Consider the following 10,610-nt stretch of genomic DNA (forward strand, 5'->3'; position numbering starts at 1 on the left):
AAAAATGTGCATATTATGGTCGTTGACACGGGCCCTGGATTTCCTGAAAATTCCCTTGACTACCTTTTTTCCTCTTTTCTCACATCTTTTCTAATTTTTTTCACCTTCCTTTTCCTCTCTATTTCCTCCTAACTTTTCCACTCTCACGGGGGGACTATCTCTTTGCTCTCAAATGAAGTGCCCGGCTCGCAATTTGAAATAATATTGCCGCAGGCCGGTTAGGAACAGGCTTAGACTTTGGCAGCGCTTTTAAGCGCGGCAATATTGTGGATTATGATGGTTGAACGGTCTTCGATTTCAATAATATTGCGTTTGCGTAGATTCGTCAGCTGCCGAGAAACCGTTTCTGTCGTCAAGCCCAGATAATCAGCGATCGCCGCTCTTTTTAATGGCAGTTTCAAAATAATCGGCTCGTTTTTTTGGCGCTCGGGATCTATATGGGTGGCGATAAGAAGTATAAAACTGGCAACCTTCTCTGAGGCTTTTTTGCGCCCCAAAGTTAACAGCCAATCCCGCGCTTCATTAAGCTCCGATAGGGTTTGCTCATGCAAGGCATGCTCCATTTCAGGTGCTTCTTTTAACATTTTTTCCAACACGTCCCTTGGGAACGAACACAGGCGCACATCCGTTGCCGCTTCAATGGCGGTATTGGATTGTTTGGAATAGGGACTGCCCATGAAATCTGGCGCGAATTGCAAACCGACAATCTGTTGACGACCATCACTCATTAATTTGCTGAGTTTGACCACGCCGCTTAAAATATTGGCGTAACTCTTTTCGGTCTCCATGGCCGCGCGGAGTTCTGTTTCTGGGGGATGGGTGGATTTTGTCGTGTGTTTGCTAAGGTACAAAAGCTGCTCAGGAGACAAGGCTCCACAAATACCCTGATGCCGCGCCTCACAGGACTGGCAAACAATAGGGATATCAGAATTATGGATGTCTTTGCGGATGGTCATAGATGAAGCATATAGCGGGTATTTTTCTCAAGGGAACAGTAGCATTGAATTTGGTTAGGGAGCAATTTGAATTCATCCTTCACCGTGGTGCGGGAACCTGTTACAGGTTTTATAGTAATGCGTATGCAGTGGGCGGAAACTTTAACATTGAGTTCTGATGTAAAAATATTAGTCCCCAGGAACACCCGTCGCAGCGTTGTGGTTGTATTGGTCTCGATGGCTTTGATCGCAATTACTGTGCTTTTTTTCACGTCATCATCTTATTTTAGTTCCATTGAGATTGGAGAGGCAAAAAGCCGCCTGTCGCTTTATGGCCGTTCCCTGAATTGCACCCTGGAACAGTTCCAGTATTTACCCTCTGTTTTGGCGCGGTATCCATTTATTATTTCTGCCCATTCGGCGACTTCCAATAAATTACTGAACAGGCAATTGGCCAATTTTGCCAAAGAGGCTGATCTTGAAGCAATTTATCTGATGGATCGCACGGGGCTTGTTCTGGCCTCGTCAAACTATGGCACCCCCCAAACTTTTGTTGGGCAGAACTATGGCTTTCGGCCCTATTTTACCAACGCATTATCTGGTCAGCGCGGGGAGTTTTTTGGGATTGGCGCAACAACCGGGCGTCCAGGTTATTTCATTTCCGAACCCGTTTATGACCCGGCAGGGAATGTATCCAGCGTGATCGCAATCAAACTCGATATAAGCGAATTGCAAAAAGCCTTTGAAGAAGGGGGGGAGCGTGTTTTTGTTTCAAATAAAGAGAATAAAATAAAAGGTCCTGTAACAACATCCGACCTTAATGAACAATTTATTGAACAAATTGAACCATACATTTTATTAGAACAAATTGAAAATTATATACGTTTAATGCTTCACGACAAAATTATTTTAGAAGAAATAGTAAAACTACTGACAATTGAAGATGATGAAAGAAAATTAGACTCAATAAGTGATATGACCTTTGGAGAATATCAAAAAGTTTTTGAAAATAAATACAGGCAAGTACAAAAAGGAAGAGAATATCACGGAACAGTTACGGCAAGAGATTTATATGTTCTTAAAAACACACTACCGTCGGCAATTTATATTGAACTCGGAAATATTAAAAACACATTTAATCAAAGAAGATTAATTATTTCAAATAACAGGCAAGCATTGGCAAATTGGATTTATTTGGGTTTGAAGAAACTATACAACAATTAATATTTGAAAGTTTGGAAAAGTTTTTGTGATATGCAATAATATTGATAAAAACACGTTGTTTTTTAGCAACAAGAACCGACTTATTAAATAATTTAATATTTTTGACATTTTTGAATTACAAACATAGTTCTAAACACACAAAGTACTTCAATGAATAATCTTTTAATAAGCGAAGACAGAAAAGGTAATGAAGTTTTTCCTAATATTGAACTTAATGCAGAAACCGGTATTTGCAGTATTTCAGGAAATTCATATATGCAAGACGTAAGGTTGTTTTTTAAACCTGTTATTGAATGGTTTAAAGAATACACATCGACTAAAAGAAGAGGAGATTTACTTGTAATCTATAATCTTCAAAATTTAAACACAGGAACAAGTCGTGTGCTGTACGAAATTTTAGAAATACTGAAATCGTATAAACTTTTAGGGGCAAATGTAAAAATAAAATGGAATTTTATCGGTAAACCTGAAATCCATATTGATGACATTATTGACTTAACCTCTGACTTTGGTATTGACATAGAGGCTATTACAGAATAGCTCTTTATTTTAGCATTTACAAAAAAGAACTTCAAATAAAATTTACAAAACATTTTCGTTTAAAAAGCAGAATTATTTTGGCAGTTTAAAACAAAGTTATTATCTTTGCGAGCCGAAAATAACAGATAAAAATATATTGCGGGGTGGAGCAGTTGGTAGCTCGTCGGGCTCATAACCCGAAGGTCGTAGGTTCAAGTCCTTCCCCCGCTACTAAGAAAGCCCTCTGACTAATTATAGCAGAGGGCTTTTTAATTTTAAGAGCAACAAAACAGTAACAAATAATTTTAACGGTATTCATAAGACAAAATGTTCAAATGTTAAGTGAAACATAAGTGAAACATTTTGCCGAAAAATTGAAATAACTATCTTTTTTCCTTTTACAGAAAAACAAGTAACGCCCTAAATATAAAAAGATTGAAGAAATATGTTTCATTCCTTCAATCTGTCCTGCGGAGAGGGGGGGATTCGAACCCCCGGTACCGTATCGACGGTACGCCGGTTTAGCAAACCGGTGGATTAAGCCACTCTCCCACCTCTCCGTGAAAGCGAGTGCAAATGTAAAACAAATATAAATTAAGACAAAAAAAATCAACGAAAAAATACCGAGAAATATTATCTTACCACAAATCTTACGGTGTGCCTGCTTTTCTGTTCTAACAAAACATTTCGTCCTTTTGTCATCTTTTCAATAGATTGTTCGTTGTAATGCCTTATTGTTATCAAAGATAAATCATCATTATATAAAACATTAAAAGTTTCTTTTAGCTCAGAAATAAAACCCGGAACTTTATATTTATTATTTGTTACACAAACAGAAAAACTTATTGCGGAAGATTGCATCAAATTTACTTTAATTCTGAATTTAGAAAGCATAGTAAAAATTCTGCCTAAATTATCTTCCGAAACAAATGAAAAATCAATTGTTGAAACAGATATTAATATTTGATTTTCTTTAATTATATAAATAGGAATATTCGGATATAAATCAGGACTTAGTTCCGAAATATCAAGAATATTTGTTCCCGGAGATTTTTCATTATAAAAAGATTTAACATAAACCGGGATCTTTTTATTTTGAAGCGGCTTTATAGTTTTAGGATGCAAAATTTTAGCACCGTAAAATGCCTGCTCTAACGATTCTCTATACGAAAGCTTAGAAAGCAGCTCATAATAAGATGTTTTTGTAGGGTCGGCATTATATATGCCTTCAACTTCTTTCCAAAAAACAACCTCTTCGGCATTTATTGAATATGCTAAAACAGATGCCGTAAAGTCGCTGCCTTCTCTTCCGAGAGTTGTTGTACTATTATTTTTATCAGAAGCTATGAACCCTTGTGTAATACAAACAGAAAAATCATCAGGCAAGCACAACTTATTAATATTATATGTTGAAACCTCCCAATCTACTTTTGCTTCGGTATAAACAGAGTCGGTTATTATTATTTTTCTTATATCTTCATACTTACAATTTAGATTTTTTGATTTTAAAAATTCATAAATAATAATTGAAGATAATAACTCACCGTAAGAAACTACTCTGTCATATTCAAAATGATAATTATTGCTTAAACCTTCTTTAAATACTTTTTCAACTTCATTAAATAAAATATTTAACTTCTCTGTTACAATAATTGTATCGGCTTCATCAAAAATTTCGGAAACTAAATTATAATGGTAACCCTTTATTTCAGAAAAAATATCATTAGAAAACCTTTTTTCTGAAAAGAAACAATTTAATAAATTTTCAAACTTCTTCGTAACTCTATTGAAAGCTGAAACTACAACAATAATTTTCTTGTCTTGATATCTTTTTAGAATATCATAAAGCCTCACTAAATCCTTTCCGGTTTTCAACACACCGCCTCCAAATTTAAAAACCTTCATTTTATTTAATTTTTTTATATTGCCAAATATGATAAATAAAAAAGGGAATTCCGTAAAAATAATCTATTTTTGCAATTATCTTTAATAAAAAAATGAATTTATGACCGTAACGACATTAAATGAATTTATTATTGAAAGACAAGCCGATTTTCCTTATGCTAAGGGAGAATTAACACGATTATTAACCCATATCGGCGTAGCAGCAAAGGTTGTTAACCGAGAAGTTAACAAAGCCGGACTTGTTGATATACTGGGAGAAGCCGGGTCAAACAACATTCAGGGAGAACAGCAAAAGAAATTAGATATTTATGCTGATGAAAAATTTATTGCCTCATTAAAAGCAAGCGGAGAATGTTGCGGAATTGCATCGGAAGAAAACCAAGATATTGTTGTTTTTGAAGAAGAACTTGCAAGACAAGGTAAATATGCTGTTACAATGGATCCGCTTGACGGTTCATCAAACATTGATGTTAATGTTTCAATAGGAACTATATTCTCAATTTTCAGGCGTGTTTCTCCGGTAGGACACAAAGCAACAATTGATGATTTTATTCAAGACGGCACAAAACAAGTTGCAGCAGGGTATATAATTTACGGCTCCTCAACAATGATGGTTTATACAACAGGCAGAGGCGTTAACGGTTTTACTTTAGATCCGTCAATAGGAGAGTTTTGTTTATCACACCCCGAAATTAAAGTACCTGCATCGGGTAATTTATATTCAATAAATGAAGGAAACTACATTAAATTTCCGGAAGGTGTTAAACAATATCTGAAATATTGCCAAGAACGTGACATTCCTACCGGAAGACCCTATACTTCAAGATACATAGGCTCATTAGTTGCTGATTTTCATCGAAATTTATTAAAAGGAGGAATTTTTATTTATCCTAAATCAGCAGGTTACCCGAACGGAAAGTTAAGATTGTTATATGAATGTAACCCTATTGCAATGATTGCAGAACAAGCCGGAGGAAAAGCAACTGACGGCAGAGGTGTAAGAATAATGGATATTAAACCCGAAATTTTACACCAAAGAGTACCTTTTTATGTGGGGTCGAGAAATATGGTTAATAAAGCTGAGGAATTTATGAATGAATTCGGGCATCAAGAACCTAATATTGATGATTTGGGATAATTTATGAAAACAATACTTGTAACAGGTTCAGACGGACAATTAGGCAGTGAATTAAAAAAAATATCATCAGAATTTATTGATTTTACTTTTCTTTTCACGGATGTTAGTGATTTGGATATTACCGATATCAACGCTCTTGAAAACTATTTTGCAAATTATAAAGTTGACTTTATAATAAATTGTGCGGCATATACAAATGTTGACAAAGCAGAAACAGACAAAGAAAATGCCGACAAAATAAATGCTACGGCCGTACAAAATTTAGCATTTTTTTCAAATAAATATAAAGTTCCTTTAATTCACATATCAACAGATTATGTTTTTGACGGAATCAGCAAAATTCCTTATAAAGAAACTGATAATACAAACCCGCAATCGGCCTACGGGAAAACAAAATTAAAGGGAGAGAAGTTTGCGAAAGAAGCATATAAACATATAATTATCAGAACTTCATGGCTTTATTCTTCTTTCGGAAATAACTTTGTGAGAACAATGCTGCGTTTAGGAAAAGAAAAAGATGAAATTAATGTTGTTTCAGACCAAATCGGCTCTCCTGCTTATGCAAAAGATTTAGCAAATGTAATTCTTTCAATTATCAATAAATCAGACCGAAATATTGATAATTTCAAAACCGGCATTTATCATTTTTCAAACGAAGGAAGTTGTTCTTGGTATGAATTTGCAAAAGAAATATTTAAACAGAAAAAAATAAACTGCAAAGTAAATCCCATTGGAAGTTCTGAATATCCAACACCCACAAAAAGACCGGAATACAGTTTACTTGATAAATCAAAAATTAAAGAAACTTTTAAAATTAACATACGATACTGGAAAGATTCTTTGAAAGAATGCTTGAATTCTTTGCAATAATTATATTATTTTCTATTTTTAGTGATTTTAAATTCAAAATTATAAGATTATGAAAATTAACTTTAACACAGAAGTGCCGACATTAGATGAACTTCATTCAGTTTTGGAAGAAGGTTTTAAAGGTAAATACGAAATTGTAAAGTTTACTTTTGGTGTAAACAGAGTAATTGTAAAGAAAAGTGGTTTTATTGCTGCCGTTATTGTTCCGAAAAGTAAGAAAAACTTTCTTCAACTAAACGGACATTTCGGAAATCCTTGGTTGTCAGGTATAGTAGGCTTAATATTTTACCCGTTCTTATTGTCCGGATGGAAAAAAATGGAACGTGAAGTAAACGAATTTTTACAGACCAAATATAGCGATAAAATTGTTCAATAAACAGAACACCTCAGAAATTCGATTAATATGCTTTCTGCAGTTTATTTTTTACCAAAACAATACAAATAGCCGTTGCGTGATGCAATATATATTTTTCCGTCAACTGCAATTGGTGTTGCATCAATTTCTAAACCGGGCACTTTATCTAAAAGTGTCAGTTTATTGTTTTTTAAATCTATTTTGTATAAAAATAATCCGTTATCTGTTGCGGCAATAATTTTATCTTTAACAATTATCGGTGTTGAAATTGTTCCCTCAATTTTTTCTTTGAATAACAATTTCGGCATCGGGTATTTTGTTTTCCTGTCCGGACCGATTGCAGTTTTACTGTTATCAATTTTATCGTGTTCAACAACAAATAAATATCCGGCTACATCAATAAAAATTGCAATATGTCTTTCTTTATCTCCGACATAGGCATCATTTACGGCAACCGAACCGATAATGCCTCCTTCCCAATGAAACCACTTTTTATTTTCGGTAGGAAAAAACCAAACAACCGCATCTTCCCCTGTTTTTTTAGGATTCAATTTTAAAACACCGCCTTTACCCGGCATATATTGTTTTTCAACTGCAACAACTAAGCAACTGTCATAAGTAACCGGTGCCGAACCGTTCATATCAGTTCCGGTAAAAAAATCCCACGTATTTTTTCCTGTTTTGATATTATATCCGTAAACATGTCCCGAACCGGAAGGTGTATAAATGGCATCATTTAACAATGTGGGCGATGATTCGGAAACTAAATCTTTTCCGTGAAGTTTTATATCTTCTTTATTATAATATTGTATTTCTTTGTAAACTTTTGGTTGTAACCTTTCATCAAGCAATTCCTTTTTTGCCGGATCAGGATTAAAAACCGTAAACAAACCGTTTTCCAGTGCAAGATATGCAGTATCGTTTACAATAATTGCAGAACCGTCAACATCTCTGCTGTAACTGTCTGTTTTTTTTGAATTTAGTCGCCAAAGTTCTTTTCCGGTTAAATAAGAAACAGCTCTTAAACTCGGAATATATTTATCATCATGAGAATTCCAATATCCTAACCTGCTTCCTTGAATAATTAAATACTTTGTTTCCGGATTTGTATCATTTTTATTTTCCCAAAATGTTCCGGTTCCTTTTAGAATATCATCAAACCTGTATTCCCATACAATTTGACCTGTTTGTGCATTAATTTTTTTCAAATTATAATCAAAAGCACCCAGTATTAAAAAATCTCCGGTTTCTTCTCTGACATATAAGGGTTGCCCTGTCCAACCCGCACCTTTCCATAATTTCAAAGGGTTTCCGTATGCCGGGCTTATTCCTCCGCTGAGATTTAACTTCCAAGTTTCATCTAAGTTCTCGGGTGCTTTATTTCCGTAATAATTTCTTTGCTCATTTCCGAGATAAGTTCCTATTACAACTTCTTTAACTTGTGAAAAAAGAGTTGTTGAAGAAAAGAATAAGAGTAATATTGAAAATATTTTCATTTAAATTTCTATTTATCTACAATCATTGCTTCAACAGCTTTTGAATAATATACTTTTATTTCTCCTGTTTCTTTATCGGAATATACAAAATATGCATCAAGCGTAGGGTCATTTTCAATCATTTCTATGCTCTTATCCAATCCTGAAACCATACATGCGGTAGCATAAGCATCTGCAGTCATACAATCATCGGCAAGTATTGTTGCACTTAATATATTTTGGTATGAAGGATAGCCTGTTTTGGGGTCAATTGAATGAGAATATTTTTTTCCGTCCTTAATATAAAATCTTCTGTAATTTCCGGAAGTTGCCATTGCCTTATCCGTAATTGCAAGGATAGTCTGTAACTCTTGTCCTGCAATATCATTTCCTTCAATCGGTTTATCTATTCCTACCCTCCACTTTTGTCCGTATTTTAATCCTTTAACTTTCAATTCTCCGCCAATTTCAACCATATAGTTTTTGATTCCCTTACTTTCAAAATATTCGCAAACTATATCTACGGCTTGTCCTTGTGCAATTGCATTTCCTGAAAGTTGAATTAAATCATTGTCCTTAACCAGATAATCCATCTCTATTCTTACCTTTTCCATGCCCACATATTGCAACAAACTGTCAATCAGAGCACTGTCTATTTCAGTTTCAGCTTCATCATAACCGAATCCGTAGGCATTAATCAAAGGGCCAACTGTAATATCAAAAGCTCCTCCGGATTTTTCCGTTACTTCTTTTGCTTTGTAGTACATTTGTTTGAAGTGTTTATCAACTTCAACATTATTACCTTGGTTAATTTTTGAAATTATTGAATTGGGTTCATAAGTTGACAATGACATATCAAAATCTCTCAATACAGAATCAACACCTTGCTTAAAGTCAGGCTGCTTGCCCTCAAACATAATATGATATGTTGTGCCCTGTGTTTCTCCCGCAATTTTATAGAATTCAGTGCTTTCTCCGCAAGAAGAAAATAAAATACTTATAATTCCGAATGTTACGACTATTCTTTTCATGTTATTTATAATTTAAATGTTGAATACAAAAATAAACAGAATTTTTAAGATTTATACTATCTTTTTCAACAACAAAAAGATTAATAACTTTAAAAATGATTAATTTCTATTAGTTTTGCACCTGAAAAAAGTAAGTTGCACATGATTAACAATAAAAAAATAGTTGTTGTATTGCCTGCCTATAATGCAGAGAAAACACTTGAAACAACATATAATGAAATTCCTTTTGACATAGTTGATGATGTTATTTTAACCGATGATTTAAGTAGAGACGAAACAGTTAAAGAAGCTGAACGAATAGGCATAAAACATATTATAAAACATGATGTAAATAAAGGTTACGGAGGCAACCAAAAATCGTGTTACAACAAAGCATTAGAACTTGGTGCAGACATTACTGTAATGTTACACCCTGATTACCAGTACACTCCAAAATTAATTCATTCTTTATGTTATTTGATTGCAAATGATGTTTACCCTGTTGCAATAGGTTCAAGAATTTTGGGAAAAGGAGCATTAAAAGGAGGTATGCCGTGGTATAAATATATTGCAAACAGGTTTCTTACCTTATTTCAAAATATTTTTATGAATCAGAAACTTTCTGAATACCATACCGGGTTCAGGGCTTTTTCTAAAGAAGTTTTGCAAAGTATAAATTATAATATAAATTCTGATGATTTTATTTTTGATAATCAAATGTTAGCTCAAATTTTTTATAAAGGGTTTGAAATTGCAGAAGTAACTTGCCCGACAAAATATTTTGAAGAAGCCTCATCAATTAATCTTCAACGCAGTGCAAAATACGGACTCGGAGTTCTTAGTGTATCATTGTCTTACTTTTTTAATAAAATAGGAATCGGAAACAATAAAATTTTTAAATAATTATTTTCTTGCTTGAATAATATTAAAAATCATTGTTGTCCGATAAAAATCAGATTTAAATAAAAAGTTAATTTAAGTGTCTGAAAATCAAATATAGTTTTTTTATTTTTAAAAATAACCCCCTTATGTCGGGAAAAGTGAGTTTTTATACTTGTTTTTTTGTCTTTCATTCAATTCTTGCCAGGATTTTTCAGGATTTTCCAAAAATTTATAAATATTTATATAATTCATAAGGTGCATTCTGATTAATGAAGTTAAATTTGAAAATGCCCATTT

Annotated in this window: 10 protein-coding genes and 2 tRNA genes; 7 read left to right on the top strand and 5 right to left on the bottom strand. The window is 33.6% G+C overall.

The features are described from left to right. Positions 1-230: 230 nt before the first annotated feature. Positions 231-956: a Crp/Fnr family transcriptional regulator gene (locus tag L3J35_13400; protein ID MCF6367180.1), complete on the bottom strand. Its 726-nt coding sequence runs from the start codon at positions 954-956 to the stop codon at positions 231-233. Between the two features lie 123 nt (positions 957-1,079). Here L3J35_13400 and L3J35_13405 point away from each other — a divergent pair, with 123 nt between their 5' ends. The 3 genes from L3J35_13405 (at position 1,080) to L3J35_13415 (ending at position 2,909) form a co-directional block, all read left to right on the top strand. Further along, on the top strand, positions 1,080-2,159 hold the full coding sequence (locus L3J35_13405; GenBank protein ID MCF6367181.1) for an N-acetylmuramoyl-L-alanine amidase: 1,080 nt from the start codon (positions 1,080-1,082) through the stop codon (positions 2,157-2,159). Positions 2,160-2,309: 150 nt separating this feature from the next. After that, complete coding sequence (locus L3J35_13410) at positions 2,310-2,699, top strand: DUF1987 domain-containing protein (GenBank protein ID MCF6367182.1); 390 nt, start codon at positions 2,310-2,312, stop codon at positions 2,697-2,699. 137 nt (positions 2,700-2,836) lie between these two features. Beyond that, positions 2,837-2,909, top strand: a tRNA-Met gene (locus L3J35_13415). A gap of 240 nt (positions 2,910-3,149) precedes the next feature. Here L3J35_13415 and L3J35_13420 read toward each other — a convergent pair. Next, positions 3,150-3,238 (bottom strand) — tRNA-Ser (locus tag L3J35_13420). A gap of 73 nt (positions 3,239-3,311) precedes the next feature. After that, entirely contained in the window at positions 3,312-4,583 is a 1,272-nt protein-coding gene (locus tag L3J35_13425) for an aspartate kinase (protein ID MCF6367183.1), read from the bottom strand. 100 nt (positions 4,584-4,683) lie between these two features. Between L3J35_13425 and fbp the strand changes: the two genes are divergently transcribed. From fbp to L3J35_13440, 3 genes are read left to right on the top strand one after another with little or no spacing between them, the layout of a single operon-like run. Next, positions 4,684-5,721, top strand: coding sequence for a class 1 fructose-bisphosphatase (gene fbp / locus L3J35_13430; GenBank protein MCF6367184.1), 1,038 nt, complete (start codon positions 4,684-4,686; stop codon positions 5,719-5,721). Positions 5,722-5,724: 3 nt separating this feature from the next. Next, entirely contained in the window at positions 5,725-6,591 is an 867-nt protein-coding gene (gene rfbD / locus L3J35_13435) for a dTDP-4-dehydrorhamnose reductase (GenBank protein ID MCF6367185.1), read from the top strand. A 49-nt stretch (positions 6,592-6,640) separates the two neighbouring features. Continuing rightward, a complete protein-coding gene (locus tag L3J35_13440) occupies positions 6,641-6,967 on the top strand; it encodes a hypothetical protein (GenBank protein ID MCF6367186.1) in 327 nt (108 codons plus the stop codon). A 41-nt stretch (positions 6,968-7,008) separates the two neighbouring features. Here the strand turns inward: L3J35_13440 and L3J35_13445 are convergent, their stop codons facing one another. Both L3J35_13445 and L3J35_13450 read right to left on the bottom strand, forming a co-directional pair. Further along, positions 7,009-8,442 carry a PQQ-binding-like beta-propeller repeat protein gene (locus tag L3J35_13445; GenBank protein MCF6367187.1) on the bottom strand — a complete coding sequence of 478 codons (1,434 nt, stop codon included), beginning with the start codon at positions 8,440-8,442 and terminating at the stop codon, positions 7,009-7,011. A gap of 8 nt (positions 8,443-8,450) precedes the next feature. Continuing rightward, positions 8,451-9,452: an FAD:protein FMN transferase gene (locus tag L3J35_13450; GenBank protein MCF6367188.1), complete on the bottom strand. Its 1,002-nt coding sequence runs from the start codon at positions 9,450-9,452 to the stop codon at positions 8,451-8,453. A gap of 141 nt (positions 9,453-9,593) precedes the next feature. On the opposite strand from L3J35_13450, the gene L3J35_13455 reads away from it, so the two are divergent. Beyond that, positions 9,594-10,334, top strand: a complete 741-nt coding sequence (locus L3J35_13455) for a glycosyltransferase family 2 protein (protein ID MCF6367189.1) — start codon at positions 9,594-9,596, stop codon at positions 10,332-10,334. Positions 10,335-10,610: the final 276 nt, after the last annotated feature.

Source organism: Bacteroidales bacterium, assembly GCA_021648725.1.
GTDB lineage: Bacteria > Bacteroidota > Bacteroidia > Bacteroidales > JAADGE01 > JAADGE01.